Below are 16,407 nucleotides of genomic sequence, written 5' to 3' on the forward strand. Positions count from 1 at the left end.
GCCGGGCGTCCAGCGGTGTGAACTGCCGCACCGCGGTGCGGGCGCCGGAAAATCGCTTGTGAGTGAGTGACTCACTCATTAAGATTGCCGCCGTGAACTCCCAGACCCCCTCCGGCCGGGCCCGGCCGCTGCCGCCGGACGAGCGGCGCGCGGCCCTGATCACCGCGACCCTGGAGTTGATCACCGAACACGGGGTCAAGGTCACCACCCGGCAGATCGCCGAGGCGGCCGGGGTGGCCGAGGGGACCATCTTCCGGGTCTTCCCGCACAAGGACGGGCTGGTCAGGGTGGCCGTCGAGACGGCACTCGACCCGGCGCCGCTGCTGGCCGAGCTGGCGGAGATCGACCTCGACCGGCCGCTGCCGGAGCGGCTCACCGCGCTTGCCACGATCCTCCAGCACCGGCTCACCAGCATCTTCAACCTGCTGCACTCCGTCGGCATGCACGGGCCGCCCGGGGACCCGGCGGCCCGGAGCACGGAGCCGACGACGCCGCACCCGCCGAACGAGGAGATCCACCAGGCCGTCGTCCGGGTGCTGGAGCCGGACCGTGACCGTTTCCGCTATCCGCTGCCCGAGGTGGCCCGGCTGCTGCGCCTGCTCACCTTTGCCGGCTCGCATCCGCGGATCACCGACAACGAACCACTGCGCCCCGAGATGATCGCCGCCGTGCTGCTGGACGGCGTGCGGGAGCCGGGTGTACGGGAGCCTGGCGTACCGCAGCCAGGTGTACCTGCGCCTGGGGCGGCGGATACTGACCGACCGGACGATTCGGGGGATCGTCGATGCTGATCCAACTACTGCGTACCCATCTGCGGCCCTACGGCCGGCCGCTCGGTGCCGTGGTGCTGCTGCAACTCGTCGGCACCATGGCCTCGCTCTACCTGCCCAGCCTCAACGCCGACATCATCGACCGGGGGATCGCCCGGGGCGACACCGGCTACATCGTCGGCACCGGCGGCTGGATGCTGCTGGTCACCGGGGTGCAGATGGCCTGCACGATCGCCGCGGTCTATCTCGGTGCCCGCACCGCGATGAGCTTCGGCCGGGACGTCCGGGCGGCGGTCTTCTCCCGGGTGATGAGCTTCTCCGGGCGCGAGGTCGGCCAGTTCGGCGCGCCCTCGCTGATCACCCGCAGCACCAACGACGTGCAGCAGGTGCAGATGCTGGTCGTGATGACCTGCACGATGCTGGTCGCGGCACCGATCACCCTGCTCGGCGGCGTCATCATGGCCCTGCGCGAGGACGTCGGGCTCTCCTGGCTGATGCTGGTCTGCGTACCGGTGCTGGTGCTCTCGATCGGGCTGGTGATCCGCCGGATGGTCCCACAGTTCCGGCTGATGCAGACCCGGATCGACACCGTCAACCGGGTGCTGCGGGAGCAGATCACCGGCATCAGGGTGGTCCGGGCGTTCGTCCGCGAGCCGTACGAGACCCGCCGCTTCGAGACGGCCAACGAGGAGCTGACCGTCACGGCACTCCGGGTCGGCCGGCTGATGGCGTTGATCTTCCCGATCGTGATGCTGGTGCTCAACGCCTCCAGCGTGGCGGTGCTCTGGTTCGGCGCACACCGGATCGACGCGGGGCAGATCCAGATCGGCGCGCTTACCGCCTTCCTGAGCTATCTGATGTTCATCCTGATGTCGGTGATGATGGCGACCTTCATGCTGATCATGGTGCCGCGCGCGGCGGTCTGCGCCGAGCGGATCATGGAGGTGCTCGGCACCACGTCATCGGTCGTCCCGCCCCGGCAGCCGGTCCGCGAGGTGGCGCTCCGCGCCGAGCTGGAGCTGCGCGACGTGCGGTTCCAGTACCCGGGGGCGGTGGCTCCGGTGCTCCGGGACGTCTCCTTCACGGTCCGGGCCGGCCAGACCACGGCGGTCATCGGCAGCACCGGTGCGGGCAAGAGCACCCTGCTCGGGCTGGTCCCCAGGCTCTTCGACGTCACCGGCGGGGCGGTGCTCGTCGACGGGGTCGACGTCCGCGAGCTGGATCCGGAGCTGCTCTGGGAGCGGATCGGCCTGGTGCCGCAGCGGCCGTACCTCTTCTCCGGCACGATCGCCAGCAACCTCCGCTACGGCCGGCCGGACGCGACCGACGAGGAACTCTGGACCAGTCTGGAGATCGCTCAGGCCCGCGACTTCGTCGAGGCGCTGCCGGAAGGGCTGAACGCCTCCGTGGCGCAGGGCGGGACGAACCTCTCCGGCGGGCAGCGGCAACGGCTGGCGATCGCCCGCGCCCTGGTGAGCCGGCCGGAGATCTACCTCTTCGACGACTCGTTCTCCGCACTCGACCTCGGCACCGACGCCCGGCTCCGCGCCGCGCTGCGGCCGGTGACGGCGGACGCCGCGGTGGTGATCGTGGCGCAGCGGGTCTCCACGATCCTCGACGCCGACCAGATCGTCGTGCTGGAGGGCGGGTCGGTGGTCGGCATCGGCCGGCACGCGGACCTGCTGGAGAGCTGTCCGACCTACGCCGAGATCGTCGAGTCGCAGCTCACCGTGGAGGTGGCAGCATGAGCCAGCAGACGGCCAGGGCGACACCGGCCCGGCTGCCCGGCGGTGCCGGCGGGCGTGGCGGCCCGGGTTGGATGTCCACCGGGATGCCGGCCGAGAAGTCGATGAGCTTCGGCCCGTCGGCCCGCCGGCTGCTGGGCCGGCTGCGGCCCCACCGGCTCCAGCTCGTCGCGGTGATCCTGCTGGCGGTCGTCAGCGTCGGGCTGTCGGTGGCCGGGCCGAAGATCCTCGGGTACGCCACCGACGTGATCTTCGCCGGGCTGATCGGCCGGCAGCTGCCGCCCGGTGCCACCACCGAACAGGCCGCCGAGGCCGCCCGGGCGGCCGGCAACGACGGCTTCGCCGAGCTGCTGTCGAGGATGGACGTGGTCCCGGGCGTCGGCATCGACTTCGGGCGGCTTGGCCAGGTCCTGCTGCTGGCGCTGCTGCTCTTCCTCGCCGCCAGTCTGCTCGGCTGGCTACAGGGCTACATCCTCAACGGCGCGGTCCAGGGCGCGGTCCGGCAGCTCCGCTCCGACGTGGAGGCGAAGCTCAACCGGCTGCCGCTGCCGTACTTCGACGGGCAGCCCCGGGGCGAGCTGCTCAGCCGGGTCACCAACGACATCGACAACATCGCGCAGAGCCTGCAACAGACCCTCAGCCAGTTGCTCACCTCGCTGCTCACCGTGGTCGGCGTACTGGCGGTGATGTTCTGGATCTCGCCCCTGCTCGCCGTGGTGGCGCTGATCGCGGTACCGGCGTCGGTGCTGGTCACCAAGCAGATCGCGAAGCGTTCGCAGCGGCAGTTCATCGCGCAGTGGACGCACACCGGCGCGCTGAACGGGCAGATCGAGGAGGCGTTCACCGGGCACGAGCTGGTCAAGGTCTTCGGCCGGCAGCGCGAGGTCGAGGCCACCTTCGCCGCCAAGAACGAGGAGCTGTACCGGGCCAGCTTCGCCGCGCAGTTCGTCTCCGGCATCATCATGCCGTCGATGATGTTCATCGGAAACCTGAGCTACGTGGTGATCGCGGTGATCGGCGGCCTGCGGGTGGCGTCCGGGGCGATGACCCTCGGCGACGTGCAGGCGTTCATCCAGTACTCCCGGCAGTTCACCCAGCCGCTCACCCAGGTCGCCTCGATGGCGAACCTGATGCAGTCCGGGGTCGCCTCGGCGGAGCGGGTCTTCGACGTGCTCGACGCCGACGAGCAGAGCCCGGACCCGGCCGAGCCGGCCCGGCTCACCGAGCGGCGCGGCCGGGTCGAGTTCGCGCACGTCTCCTTCCGGTACGAGCCGGAGAAGCCCCTGATCGACGACCTCTCCCTGGTCGCCGAGCCGGGGCAGACGGTGGCGATCGTCGGCCCGACCGGCGCCGGCAAGACCACCCTGGTCAACCTGATCATGCGCTTCTACGAGCTCGACGCCGGGCGGATCACCCTGGACGGGGTCGACCTGACCGAGCTGCGCCGGGACACGCTCCGTGGCGAGATCGGCATGGTGCTCCAGGACACCTGGCTCTTCGGCGGGACCATCCGGGACAACATCGCGTACGGCAACCCGGAGGCGACCGGGGAGCAGATCCTCGAGGCGGCGAGGGCGACCTTCGTGGACCGGTTCGTCCGGAGCCTGCCGGACGGCTACGACACCGTCATCGACGAGGAGGGCAACAACGTCAGCGCCGGTGAGAAGCAGCTCATCACCATCGCCCGGGCGTTCCTGGCCGACCCGTCGCTGCTGATCCTGGACGAGGCGACGAGTTCGGTCGACACCCGTACCGAGGTGCTGCTGCAGCGGGCCATGGCCGCGCTGCGGGCGGACCGGACGAGCTTCGTGATCGCGCACCGGCTCTCCACCATCCGGGACGCCGACCTGATCCTGGTGATGGAGGACGGCCGGATCGTCGAGCAGGGCAGCCATGCCGGGCTGCTCGCCGCGCAGGGCGCGTACGCCCGGCTCTACCAGGCGCAGTTCACCCAGCCGGTCGCGGACGTCGAGCCGGTCGGGGCGGCATCGCCCGCCGGCCCACCCCGGCCGAGGGGGTGACGACCGGCGGGCGGCCGAGGGCGGTGCCGGGAGCGGGATGTCGGAGCAGCGCCGGGAGCGACGGTTCAGAGCAGCTGCTCGATGGTGATGGGAAGGGAGCGGATCCGCCGGCCGGTGGCATGGTGGACGGCGTTGGCGATCGCGGCGGAGATGCCGGGCAGGCCGACCTCGCCGACCCCCTTGGTGCCGATCGGGGTGAGCCGGTCGGGTGCGCCGACGAAGACGACATCCACCTCGCCGATGTCGGCCTGCACCGGCACCAGGTAGTCGCCGAGGTTGGCGTTGCCGATCCGGCCGGTGCGGGGGTCGGTGATGGTCTCCTCGAAGAGCGCCTGGCCGATCCCGCCGACCGTCCCGCCGATGATCTGGCTGCGGGCCAGCTTCTCGTTGAGGATCCGGCCCCCGTCGACCACCGCGACCACCCGGGGGATCCGGAGCAGGCCGAGGTCGGGGTCGACGCGCACCTCGACGAACTTCGCGGCGAAGGCCCCGGCCGGTGCCATCCCCACCTGCTGCGCCTCGGGCGGGGTGCTCGCCGCCTCGGCGGTCAGCTCGTCGAGCCCGTGCCGGGTCAGGATCGCGACGTAGCTCTCGCCCCGCCCGGGATCCGCCCGCTGGTGGATGCGTCCGCCGCCGACCGCCACATCGTCGACGGCGCAGCCGCGCAGCGGCGACTCGGGATCGTCCGCGACGGTGTCGAGGAAGCGCCCGATCAGCTCGCGGCAGCTCGCGTAGACGGCGTTGCCGAGCGCGCCGGTCAGCCCCGAGCCGCCGGCCTGCGGTGACCAGGGCATGTCGGAGTCGCCGAGGTCGAACCGGACCTGCGCCAGGTCCAGCCCGAGCAGCTCCGCCGAGAGCTGCCGCATCACCGTGTAGGTCCCGGTGCCGATGTCGGTGGCGGCGCTGCTGACCTGGGCGGTGCCGTCCCGGCCGATGCCGGCGCGGGCCTCGCAGCGCACCTGCCACCACAGGTAACTCACCCCGGCCATGCCGTAGCCGACCAGCCACCGGCCGTCCCGCATCGCCCCGACCGCCGGGTCGCGGCGGGACCAGCCGAACCGCTCCGCGCCCACCTCGTAGCACTCCCGCAACGCCTTGCTCGACCAGGGCAGGCCGTACTGCGGCTGCGTCTCGGCGTAGTTGCGCAGCCGCAGCTCCAGCGGATCCATGCCGAGGCGGTAGGAGAGCTCGTCGAGCGCCGACTCCAGCGCGAAGTTGCCCTGCGCCTCCCCGGGTGCCCGCATCGAGCCCGGAGAGGGAATGTTCAGCCGCCGCTGCCGGTCCCGGTGCGCCACGTTCGGGCACGCGTACGAGTTGCCGCTGACCGCTGCCACCGGCTCCGGGTTCTCGTCCTCCATCGCCAGGGTCTGCAGCGACTCGTGCTCGATCGCCACCAGTTCGCCGCTGCGGCGGGCACCGATCCGGATCGTCTGCACCGTGCCGGACCGGTGCCCGACGCCGGTGAACATCTCCGGCCGGGAGAGCACCAGCTTCACCGGCCGCCCCACGGTACGGGCGGCGAGCACCGCCAGGATCACGTGCGGCCAGACCCGCAGACCGGAGCCGAAGCCGCCGCCGACGTACTTCGCGTACACCCGGACCGCCGGCTCCGGCAGCCCGAACACCTCGGCGATGGTGGTACGCACGTTGGCGGGCCACTGCGTCGAGTCGTGCACGGTGACCCGGTCGCCCTCCCAGGCCGCCACGGTGGCGAAGAGCCCCAGGGGATTGTTGGTGTTCTCCGCGGTCCGGTAGGTCGCCTCGTGCACGACGTCGGCGGAGCCGAGCGCGCCCGCGACGTCCCCCCGCTCGGCGTCCATCTGGAACGGGTCCGTGAGCACCTCCCCGCGCGGGTCGTCGATCTCCAGTATCGGGTCGTCGGCGCGCTCGTAGTCGACGGTGACGGCACGGGCCGCCGCGGCGGCCTGGTACGGCCGCTCGGCGATCACCACCGCCACGTACTGCCCGTTGTGCAGGATCCGGTCGTCCTGCAACGGCGGGGGCGGGGTCGGTCCGAGGCTGTTCGCCGGCCCCCGGCCGAGCCGGGGCGCGTTGCGGTGGGTGAGCACCGCCAGGACGCCGGGCATGGCCTCGGCGGCGGCGGTGTCGATGCCGCTGATCCGCCCGGCGGCGATGGTGCTGCGGACCGTCGCAGCGTGCACCATCCCCGGATAGCTGACGTCGGAGGGGTACCCCGCCGCGCCCGTCACCTTGAGCGGCCCGTCCACCCGGTCGATGCCGGCCCCGACCACGGTGGTCGGCTCGGTCATGGTCACGGCCGCTCCTCCGCCACGGTCTCCAGCGCCCGCACGATCGTCCGCCGGGCCAGCTCCGGTTTGAACGCGGTGCCGGGCACGACGAAGACGTCCCGCAGCTCGGCGGCTGCCGCCGCCCGGAACGTCTCGGCGACCGCCGGCGCACCGGTCAGCACCTGCTCGGCCGCGCGCGCCCGCCACGGCACGGTGCCCACCCCACCGAGGCCGATCCGGGCCTCGGCGATCATGCCCTGTTCGAGCACGAGCACGGCGGCGACCGAGACCAGGGCGAACTCGTACGAGGCGCGGTCGCGTACCTTCAGGTAGCCCGACCGGGCCGCCGCCGGCAGCAGCGGGACGGTCACCGCGGTCACCAGGTCGCCGTGCCGCAGCACGGTCTCGACGTCCGGCCGGTCGCCGGGCAGCACGTGGAACTCGGTCAGCGGGATGTCGCGCTCGCCGTCGACGCCCCGGACGTGCACCACCGCGTCCAGCGCCACCAGCGGTACGCAGAGATCCGAGGCGTGCAGCGCGATACAGCTCCCGCCCGCGCCGAGGATGGCGTGCATCCGCGTCGCCGCGCCGGTGACGGCCGCGCAGCCGGACGACGGGATCCGCTTGTTGCAGTCCGGCACGGTCGGGTCCCGGAAGTAGCGGCAGCGGGTGCGTTGCAGGAGGTTCCCGCCGATCGTCGCCATGTTGCGAAGCTGGGGCGACGCCCCGGCGAGCAGCGCCGTGCGGACCAGCGGGAGCCGCCGGGCCACGGTCGGGTCGGCGGCCATCTCCTCCATCGTGGTGAGCGCGCCGACCCGCAGCGTCCGGTCGTCGGCGGTGATCCCGGTCAGCGGCAGCCGGGTGATGTCGACCAGCCGCTCGGGGTCGAGGATGCCGTCCTTGAGCATCAGGTCGACCTGGGTGGTGCCGCCGGCCAGGAACTGGGCGGCGGGGTCGGCGCCGACCAGCGCCACCGCGGCGCCCACGTCGTCGGGGCGCAGGTATTCGAAGGCACGCACGGCTACCGGACCCCCGCCCCGGCGGCCTCGCGGATGGCGGCGATGATGTTCGGGTACGCGCCGCAGCGGCAGATGTTGCCGCTCATGAACTCGCGGATCTCCTCGTCCGAGCCGGCGCGCCCCTCGCGCAGCAGCGCGACCGCCGACATGATCTGCCCGGGGGTGCAGTAGCCGCACTGGAAGCCGTCGTGGCGCAGGAACGCGTCCTGCAGCGGGTGCCCGTGCCCGTCGCCGGTCAGGCCCTCGATGGTGGTCACCTGCCGCCCGTCGCACTGGGCGGCGAGGGTGAGGCAGGCGAGCACCCGCCGGTCGTCGAGGAGCACCGTGCAGGCGCCGCAGGCGCCCTGGTCGCAGCCCTTCTTGGTGCCCACCAGGCCGAGGTCGTCGCGGAGCGCGTCGAGCAGGGTCACCCGGCCGTCCAGCCGCAGCCCGTGGTCGGCGCCGTTCACGGTGAGGGTCAGCGCGACCTCGGCCCCGGTCGACGCGGGCGAGCGCGTCCGCTTCCCGGTCCCGTCTTCTCGACTCACGTCTCCTCCATCGGCTGGATAGGCCCATCACCGGCAAAGAGGAGTATTCCGCGCGATTCACGTCAGTATGGAAATATCGACCAAGGGGCATGTGCCGGGCCCGCGCCGTCCCGCACGGCGCCCGGCGGCGGCTCGGCCTCCTAGATCCGGGCGAGCGCGGCGCGGAGCGGATCCAGCCCGATCGAGCCGAGGTTCAGCGCGGCCCGGTGGAACTCCTTCAGGTCGAAGTCGGCACCCTTGCGGGCCTTCGCGTCGGCCCGGGCCTGCAACCAGATCCGCTCACCGACCTTGTACGACGGCGCCTGCCCCGGCCAGCCCAGATAGCGGTTCAGCTCGAAGCGCAGGTTCTCGTCCGGCACCCGGCAGTGCGCCCGCATGAACTCCCAGCCCAGCTCCGGCGTCCAGCGCTCGCCCGGGTGGAAGCCGAACGGGTTGTCGCGGGGAATCTCCAGCTCCAGGTGCATGCCGATGTCCACGATCACCCGGGCCGCCCGGAACGCCTGCCCGTCGAGCATCCCGAGCCGGTCACCGGGGTCGGCGAGGTAGCCCAGCTCGTCCATCAACCGCTCGGAGTAGAGCGCCCACCCCTCGCCGTGCCCGGAGGTCCAGCAGAGCAGTCGCTGCCAGCGGTTGAGCAGGTCGGCCCGGACCTGGGTCTGTGCCACCTGGAGGTGGTGGCCGGGCACGCCCTCGTGGAAGACCGTGGTCACCTCGCGCCAGGTGGAGAACTCGGTGATGCCCTGCGGCACCGCCCACCACATCCGGCCCGGCCGGGAGAAGTCCTCGCTCGGGCCGGTGTAGTAGATGCCGCCGTCGCTGGTCGGCGCGAGGCAGCACTCGATCCGGCGGACCTGCTCGGGGATGTCGAAGTGGGTGCCGTGCAGCTCGGCGATCGCCTTGTCGGCCAGCGCCTGCATCCAGTCGCGGAACGCCTCCTTGCCCTGGATCCGCCGGGCCGGGTCGGCGTCGAGGACGGTCACCGCGGCGTCGATGCCGGCGCCCGGGCCGGCGATCTCCGCCGCCACCGCACGCATCTCGCCCTCCAGCCGGGCCAGCTCCTCGAACCCCCAGGCGTACGTCTCGGCAAGGTCGACCCTGGCGCCGAGAAAGTATTGTGAGGCGAGCTCGTAGCGGTCCCGCCCGGCCGCCTGCCTGGCCCGGCCCAGCGGAGCGAGTTCGTCGCGGAGGAAGTGCCCGAACTCGGCGGTGGCGGCGGTGGCGGCGGCCGCTCCCCGGCGCAGCTCGGCGGCGAGCGCCGGCTCGGCCTTCAGCCGCTCGGCGAGGCTGTGGAAGAAGTTGTCACCGTCCGGGTCGGTCCAGATGTCGCACTGCTTGGCGACCTCGAGAATCTGCGCCCGAGGGCTGACGTGCCCGGCCCCGGCCGCCGTCCGCAGCGTGGTCTTGTAGCCGTCGAGCGCGCCCGCGAACTGGTTCAGCCGGGCGGCGACGTTGCCGACCGCCTCGGCGCCCTCGGTCGGCATCAGGTCGAAGACCTGCCGCAGCTCGTGCAGCCCGCTGGCGATCACGTTGAGCTCGCTTGTCGTCTCGCCCGCCTCGTAGCGGGCCACCTCCAGGCCCAGCCGCTCCCGCATCGCCTCCTTGGCGGTCCGTTCCGCCTCGGAGTCCGGCTCGGTGGCGTCGAGGTCGGTCAGCGCACGCCGGGTCAGCTCGGCCTGCGCCGCGTAGCCGTCCGGCGAGAGGTCGCCGAGCTGGTCGTCGTAGCCCCCGATGCCGACGAAGGTCGCGCCGGTCGGATTGAGCCGGGCCCACTCGTCGACGTAGCGGTCGGCCAACTCGTTGATTCGTCCCACGCCACGACCCTACGTGATCGACGCGGCCCCGCTCATCCGCGATACGCCGGGTAGCGCCGCGCGGGTCGCGGAGGTCGTCGCGCCGACACCGCGCCGTGCCGCCGGTCCGGTCAGGGCAGCAGTTCGCGCGGGTCGAAGTCGATCTCGGAGGTCGACGGGAGGAACCAATTCTCCGGGATGTGTGTCGCCGGACACGAGGTCCGGAAATCGCGCGACAATGTCCTACCCCTGGCGCAGAGTGTCAGGGGTGAGCACCGCTACCACCCCTGACACCGTCGCCCTCCGGTCGTGGCTTCCGGGCTTCGTCGCGCTCGGCGCCATCTGGGGATCGAGCTTCCTCTTCATCAAGGTCGGCATCAGCGAGCTGCACCCGGTCCACGTCACCCTCGGCCGGGCCGGCGCGGGCGCGCTCACCCTGCTCGTGGTGCTCGCGGTGCTCCGCGACCGGCTGCCCCGGGACCCGATGCTCTGGCTGCACGCCGCCGTCCTGGCGGCGGTCGGGGTCGCGCTGCCGTTCACCCTCTTCGGCTACGGCGAGCAGCGGGTCTCCTCGATGCTCGCCGGCATCTGGAACGCGACGACCCCGCTGCTGGTGCTGCCGCTGGCGGTGCTGGTCTTCCGCACCGAGCGGATGACCGCCCGCCGGGCGGCCGGGCTCGGCCTCGGCTTCGCCGGGGTGCTGGTGGTGCTCGGAGTGTGGCGAGGGCTCGGCGGTGCCGAGTTCACCGGCCAGTTGATGTGCCTCGCGGCGGCGGCCTGCTACGGGGTGTCGATCCCGTACCAGCGCCGGTTCCTCGCGGGCCGGCCCGAGTCCGGGCTGGCGATCTCCGCCGCGCAGTTGCTGATGGCGACCGCACAGCTCGCGATCGCCGCGCCGCTGATCGCCGGCGCCCCGCCGGTGCCGACCCGGCTCTCGGCCGAGGTGGTCGCCAGCGTGCTGGCGCTGGGCGCGCTCGGCACCGGCCTCGCCTTCGTGATCAACATGCGGAACATCCGGCTGGCCGGCGCGAGTACGGCGTCGATGGTCACCTACGTCATCCCGGTCTTCGCGGTGCTGATCGGCGTGCTCGCCCTCGGTGAGCACCTCGCCTGGTACCAGCCGGTCGGCGCGGCGATCGTGCTGGCCGGGGTGGCGGTCTCGCAGGGGTTTCTTCCCGGCCGGCGGCGTCGCCCCGCCGCACCCGCGGCCGGCGGCCCCGGACCGGCGGCCGGTCCGCCGGCCCAGATCCCGGCGCGGCTGGCGACCCCGTCCGCCCGCGTGTGACGCACCCCGCCCGCGTGCGAGAATCCCGTCAGCCCGCGTGTGAGCCGGCCCAGTCGACCAGCTCCCCGGCCGACCAGGCGTTGACGACCCGCTCCGCCGGCACGCCGCACCGGGCCGCCCGCTCGCAGCCGAACCGCTGCCAGTCGAGCTGACCGGGGGCGTGCGCGTCGGTGTCGATGGCGAACCGGCAGCCCGCCTCCACGGCCAGCCGGATCAGCCGCTTCGGCGGGTCCTGCCGCTCCGGCCGGGAGTTGATCTCGACGGCCTTGTCGTGCTCGGCGCAGGCGGCGAAGACGGCCTCGGCGTCGAAGTCGCTCGGCGGCCGGGTGCGGGCCCGGTGCCCCCGGTCACCCGGGCCGGTGACCCCGGGCGGCCGGGACGAGACCATCCGTCCGGTGCAGTGCCCGAGGATGTCCAGGTGCGGGTTGGCGATCGCCGCCAACATCCGCTTCGTCATCCGCGCCCTCGGGTCCCGCAGGTTGCTGTGCACCGAGCCGACCACGACGTCGAGGCGGGCCAGCAGCTCCTCGTCCTGGTCCAGCGAGCCGTCGTCGAGGATGTCGACCTCGATGCCGGTGAGGATCCGGAAGCCCTCCGGCAGCGCGTCGTTGACCGCGGCGACATGGTCGAGCTGCCGGCGCAGCCGGGCGGCGGTGAGGCCCCGGGCGACGGTCAGCCGGGGGGAGTGGTCGGTCAGTACCAGATATTCGTGGCCCAGCTCGACGGCGGCGAGCGCCATCTCCTCGATCGGCGAGCCCCCGTCGGACCAGTCGGAGTGGCTGTGGCAGTCGCCGCGCAGCGCCGCCCGCAGCGCGGTGGCCTGCTCGTCCAGGTCGAGCCCCTCGGTGGCGAGCAACCGGCGGAGATAGACCGGCTCCTCGCCGCGCAGCGACTCGGTGACGGTCCGCGCGGTCACGTCGCCGACGCCGGAGAGCTCGGTCAGGGTGCCCGCCCCGGCCCGGGTCGCCAGCTCCCCGTCGGGGAGCTCGGCCAGGGTCCCGGCGGCCGACCGGAACGCCCGGACCCGATAGGTCGCCTCGTTCGCCCGCTCCAGCAGGAAGGCGATCCGGCGCAGGTCGGCAACGGGATCCCGCTCGGTCATGGGCCCACGGTAGTCGCCTCGTCGATCGACCGGTCCCGTACCCTGGCGGTCGTGCGCACGATCGACTGGGTTGACGGTGCCGTCGAGCTGATCGACCAGACCGCCCTGCCGGCCCGGCTCACCGTGCTGCGGATCGGCACCGTCGAGGAGCTGGTCGCGGCGATCCAGCGCCTCGCCGTACGCGGTGCCCCCGCCCTCGGCGTGGCCGGTGCGCTCGGGGTCGCGCTCGCCGCCCGGCACCCCGACGACGTCGCCGCGACGGTGCGCCGGCTGGAGACCGCGCGGCCGACGGCCGTGAACCTGGCCCGGGGCGTACGCCGGGCCGCCGCCCGGCTGCCGGAGGGTGCCGACGCGGTCCTCGCTGAGGCGCTGGCCGTCCGGGACGAGGAGATCGCCGCCTCCGCCGCGATGGCAGCCCGGGGCGCGGACCTGCTCGCCGAGCTCTGCGGTGCCCGGCCACGGCTGCTCACCCACTGCAACACCGGCGCACTGGCGGCGGTGGTCGGCGGCACCGCGCTCGGGGCGGTGCTGGAGCTGCACCGGCGGGACGCGCTCGGCGCGGTGCTGGCCAGCGAGACCCGGCCGCTGTTGCAGGGCGCCCGGCTCACCGCGTGGGAGCTGGGCCGGGCCGGGGTGCCGTACCGGGTCGCGGTGGACGGGGCGGGCCCGTTCCTGATGGCCCGGGGCGAGGTCGACGGGGTGGTGCTGGGCGCGGACCGGATCTGCGCCAACGGCGACGTGATCAACAAGATCGGCACGTACGCGCACGCCCTCGGTGCCCGCCGGGCCGGCATCCCGTTCGTCGTCGTCGCGCCGGAGTCGACGGTCGACCCCGACACGGCCGGCGGCGAAGAGGTCGAGATCGAGGACCGGGGCGCCGAGGAGGTGCTCCCGTCGTCGGCGCGGCCGGACGGGGTCGACGCGGTCAACCCCGCCTTCGACGTGACGCCGCACGAGCTGGTCACGGCCATCGTCACCGAGCGACGGGTGATCAGGCTGGATCGGGCGGAGCGGGTCTGACCCCGGTGACCGTACGCCGGTCGCCGGAGACCCGGGTCACCCAGCCACCCGAGCGGCCCAGCCGGAGCAGCGCGTCCGGCCGGGCCGGCAGCTCCACCGGAGCACCCGCCCGGGGTGGCCAGGCACGCCGGGCCGCCGAGCCGGGCGCCAGCCAGCTCCGCAGCGCACCGATCGGATCCGCCGAGCCGACCGCCGCGCGGGCCTGCTCCAGCGCGTCCCGTACGGCGTCCAGGGCCGGGCCGACCGCGACGGCGTTGCCGCCGCACATCGCCGCCACCAGGTCCGGCCGGGTCGCGGCGACCCGGGTGCCGTCCCGGAACGAACCGGCGGCCAGGGTGCCGGCGAGCGGGTCGTCGGCGGCGACCGCCGCGATCGCGGCGGCCAGCAGGTGCGGTACGTGGCTGACGGCGGCCACCGCCCGGTCGTGCTCGGCGGCGACCGCCGGCACCACCCGGGCGCCGAGCGTGGTGACCAGCGCGGCCAACTCCAGCCAGTCGGCGACCGAGGTCTCCTCCGGTTCGAGGCAGAGCACCCAGGCACAGCCGGTGAAGAGCGCCGGGTCGGCGGCACCGAAGCCGGAGGTCTCCCGGCCGGCCATCGGATGCCCACCGACGAATCCGGCGCGCCGGTCGGTGCCGTCGCCCGGTCGTTCGTCGCCCGGTCGTTCGTCGGTCGGGTGTTCGTCGGTCGGTCGTTCGTCGGGTCGGCGCCCGTTGCCCAGGTGCTCGTGCACAAGCAGGCGTACCGGCTCCTTGACCGAGGTGACGTCGGTGAGCAGTCCGGTGTAGCCGGCGGCGGAGAGCTCGTCGAGGACGTCGGCGACCGCCGGCAGCGGGACGGCGATCACCACCAGATCGGCGGTGGCCACCGCGTCGCGTACCGTCCGGGCGATCTGCCAGCGCTGTGCCGGCGGCGCCTGTGCGGCGGCGGTCCGGGCGGTGGCCCTGGTCGCCGGATCGGCGTCGTAGCCGAGCACCACATGACCGGTCGAGGCCAGTGCCCGGAGCACCGAGCCGCCGATGAGACCGAGCCCGATCACCGCGACGTCCACGCCCGGAACTCTCGCACACCAGGCGCGGCCACGGTGCCGCCGGGCAGCCGGCGCGGCCAAGGTGTGGCCGGGCGGCCGTTCGCCGTTAAGGTGTGGCCGGGCAGCCGTTCGCCGCGCGCCAGCTTCTGACCTTGGCCGCCGGTGACGTGTTCCGCTTCTTGCGCCAGGCGTCCAGGAACGACGCCGGCCAGACCACGCCACGCCGGATCCACCAGTCGGCGGTCTTCTGGCACGGCGGTGAGATGCCGAAGTGCAGGTGGCAGACGTTGTTGGCGTTGCCGGTCCGGCCGACCGTGCCGACCTGCTGGCCGGCGCGGACCCGGACGCCCGCCTCGATGCCGCCGGAGACGTTCGTCAGGTGCGAGCCGTAGTAGCGCACGCCGTCGTCACCGAGCAACGAGACCGACCTGCCGCCGTTGTCCGGCCCCTGCGGGCCGGACTTGCTGTAGCGGTCGACCCGGCTCACCTCCAGAATCCGTCCGGCCGTCACGGCGACCACCGGTGAGCCGCAGTTGGCGAAGATGTCGGTGGCCGGGTACACGGAATGGGTCGGGTGGTAGGCGACGTTCCCCGTCTGCACGGGGAAGACGTAACGGTGGTTGCCGCTGGTCGTCGGCGGTGCGGTGGTCGGCTTCCGCGACGGCGTACGGCTCGGCGTGACACCGCCGGTCGGCGTGGGCGCGGCGGTGGACGTACCGTCGGCGGTCACGCTCGGCGTCGACCGGTCCATCGGCGCGAAGACCGGTGCGCCCGTCGGCTGCCGCGTCTCGGCGCAGCCTGCGACAAGCGCCGTCAGCAGCAGTACGGCGACCGGGTACGCCCGACGCCGACGGACCCGATCCGGGCCCGCAGATCCTCCCCATGGCACCCGGTCATAGTGACAGACCGATCCCGTGCGCGTCGGCCCGAAATCATCGGCATTCCTCGGGTCTGCGGCCGGGGCGGTCGGATCCGGCGGCGTTGCGTGCCCGCCGGGTAGGCTGCGAGGCGGTACGGCACGCGTACGGCCACCAGGTGCGGGCACGGCCACGGAGGTGCGGGCACGGCCACGGAGGTGCGGCCACTGCGTGACGGCGACGGGGTGCGGTCGCCCGGGCGTGGCCGGTCGCCTCGGCCGGGCCGGGCCCGGCGGATGGTGGCGGGGAAAGGAGCGGGCGTCATGGCGGAACAGCCGGCTTTCCAGCCCCGATCCGGCCTCCCGCACCCCGGGCTGGACCGGCCTGGCCACTCCGGTCCGCCGGCCCCGCCGGGCGTACTCCAGTTCGGCACCCCGACCCAGCCGGACGCGATCCGGCCCGTGGCCCAGCCGGACGTGATCCGGCCCGTGGCCCAGCCGGACGTGATCCGGCCCGTGGCCCAGCCGGACGTGATCCGGCCCGTGGCCCAGCCGGACGTGGCCCAGCCGGGCGTGCTCCAACCCGGCACGCCGTACCGGACTCCCACTCCGCTCGGCGCGGCGCCGGTCTGGCACCCACGGCCTTCCGGGCACAGCCCCTCCGGCCTCTTTCCGGCGAGCCCGCCGCCGGGGCAGACGCACCCGACCTACCGGGAGCCCCATCCGGTACGCCCCGGAGCCGTCACCGCCGCTGTCGCCGTCACCGCCGCCTGGCTGTTGGCCTTCGGGCTGCTCGGCCATGACCTGCGCGGCTACGCGCTCTGGACACTGCTCGCCGGCGCCGTTGCCTGGCTCGTCGCGCTGCTGTTGACCAGCCGGGGCAACCGGGGAGCCGGCGCGGGCATCGCCCTGGCCACCGGCCTGGGCTGGGCGGTCGCCTTCGCGGCCGTCGTGACGCGCTGGTCCACCAGCGGCGACTGGCCGTTGTGGTAG

General features: G+C 73.5%; 12 protein-coding genes and 1 pseudogene. 6 read left to right on the forward strand and 7 right to left on the reverse strand.

What is annotated here, in order from left to right; all coding sequences use genetic code 11:
- The first annotated feature begins 92 nt into the window (after positions 1-92).
- The 3 genes from ACN27G_RS32500 to ACN27G_RS32510 are packed head-to-tail and all read left to right on the forward strand — an operon-like array spanning position 93 to position 4,536.
- Positions 93-791, forward strand: coding sequence for a TetR/AcrR family transcriptional regulator (locus ACN27G_RS32500; RefSeq protein WP_421496478.1), 699 nt, complete (start codon positions 93-95; stop codon positions 789-791).
- Positions 785-2,518, forward strand: coding sequence for an ABC transporter ATP-binding protein (locus ACN27G_RS32505; RefSeq protein ID WP_421496479.1), 1,734 nt, complete (start codon positions 785-787; stop codon positions 2,516-2,518). Before ACN27G_RS32500 ends, ACN27G_RS32505 begins: the two co-directional genes overlap by 7 nt.
- Positions 2,515-4,536: an ABC transporter ATP-binding protein gene (locus ACN27G_RS32510; RefSeq protein WP_421496480.1), complete on the forward strand. Its 2,022-nt coding sequence runs from the start codon at positions 2,515-2,517 to the stop codon at positions 4,534-4,536. Before ACN27G_RS32505 ends, ACN27G_RS32510 begins: the two co-directional genes overlap by 4 nt.
- 65 nt (positions 4,537-4,601) lie before the next feature.
- Here the strand turns inward: ACN27G_RS32510 and ACN27G_RS32515 are convergent, their stop codons facing one another.
- The 4 genes from ACN27G_RS32515 to ACN27G_RS32530 all read right to left on the reverse strand — a co-directional run bounded on the left by ACN27G_RS32515 (position 4,602) and on the right by ACN27G_RS32530 (position 10,142).
- On the reverse strand, positions 4,602-6,806 hold the full coding sequence (locus tag ACN27G_RS32515; protein WP_421497544.1) for a xanthine dehydrogenase family protein molybdopterin-binding subunit: 2,205 nt from the start codon (positions 6,804-6,806) through the stop codon (positions 4,602-4,604).
- Between the two features lie 2 nt (positions 6,807-6,808).
- A complete protein-coding gene (locus ACN27G_RS32520; RefSeq protein WP_421496481.1) occupies positions 6,809-7,804 on the reverse strand; it encodes an FAD binding domain-containing protein in 996 nt (331 codons plus the stop codon).
- Between the two features lie 2 nt (positions 7,805-7,806).
- Complete coding sequence (locus tag ACN27G_RS32525) at positions 7,807-8,265, reverse strand: (2Fe-2S)-binding protein (protein ID WP_421497545.1); 459 nt, start codon at positions 8,263-8,265, stop codon at positions 7,807-7,809.
- A gap of 206 nt (positions 8,266-8,471) precedes the next feature.
- Positions 8,472-10,142, reverse strand: a complete 1,671-nt coding sequence (locus ACN27G_RS32530) for a DUF885 domain-containing protein (protein WP_421496482.1) — start codon at positions 10,140-10,142, stop codon at positions 8,472-8,474.
- A gap of 217 nt (positions 10,143-10,359) precedes the next feature.
- On the opposite strand from ACN27G_RS32530, the gene ACN27G_RS32535 reads away from it, so the two are divergent.
- Positions 10,360-11,406, forward strand: a complete 1,047-nt coding sequence (locus tag ACN27G_RS32535) for a DMT family transporter (RefSeq protein WP_421496483.1) — start codon at positions 10,360-10,362, stop codon at positions 11,404-11,406.
- 28 nt (positions 11,407-11,434) lie between these two features.
- Here ACN27G_RS32535 and ACN27G_RS32540 read toward each other — a convergent pair whose 3' ends face one another.
- Positions 11,435-12,508 carry a PHP domain-containing protein gene (locus ACN27G_RS32540; protein WP_421496484.1) on the reverse strand — a complete coding sequence of 358 codons (1,074 nt, stop codon included), beginning with the start codon at positions 12,506-12,508 and terminating at the stop codon, positions 11,435-11,437.
- Positions 12,509-12,559: 51 nt separating this feature from the next.
- Here ACN27G_RS32540 and mtnA point away from each other — a divergent pair, with 51 nt between their 5' ends.
- On the forward strand, positions 12,560-13,528 hold the full coding sequence (gene mtnA, locus ACN27G_RS32545) for an S-methyl-5-thioribose-1-phosphate isomerase (protein WP_421496485.1): 969 nt from the start codon (positions 12,560-12,562) through the stop codon (positions 13,526-13,528).
- Here mtnA and ACN27G_RS32550 read toward each other — a convergent pair.
- Both ACN27G_RS32550 and ACN27G_RS32555 read right to left on the reverse strand, forming a co-directional pair.
- Positions 13,500-14,579 (reverse strand): prephenate dehydrogenase, encoded by a 1,080-nt coding sequence (locus ACN27G_RS32550; RefSeq protein WP_421496486.1) that lies wholly within the window; start codon positions 14,577-14,579, stop codon positions 13,500-13,502. The two genes, mtnA and ACN27G_RS32550, sit on opposite strands and share 29 nt — an antisense overlap.
- An 85-nt stretch (positions 14,580-14,664) precedes the next feature.
- On the reverse strand, positions 14,665-16,137 hold the full coding sequence (locus ACN27G_RS32555; RefSeq protein ID WP_421496487.1) for a peptidoglycan DD-metalloendopeptidase family protein: 1,473 nt from the start codon (positions 16,135-16,137) through the stop codon (positions 14,665-14,667).
- Between ACN27G_RS32555 and ACN27G_RS32560 the strand changes: the two are divergent.
- A pseudogene (locus tag ACN27G_RS32560) lies at positions 16,069-16,407 on the forward strand (hypothetical protein); the annotation flags it as partial. The gene ACN27G_RS32555 and the pseudogene ACN27G_RS32560 overlap by 69 nt on opposite strands.

This window comes from Plantactinospora sp. WMMB334, assembly GCF_049179095.1.
In the GTDB taxonomy this organism is placed as follows: domain Bacteria; phylum Actinomycetota; class Actinomycetes; order Mycobacteriales; family Micromonosporaceae; genus Plantactinospora.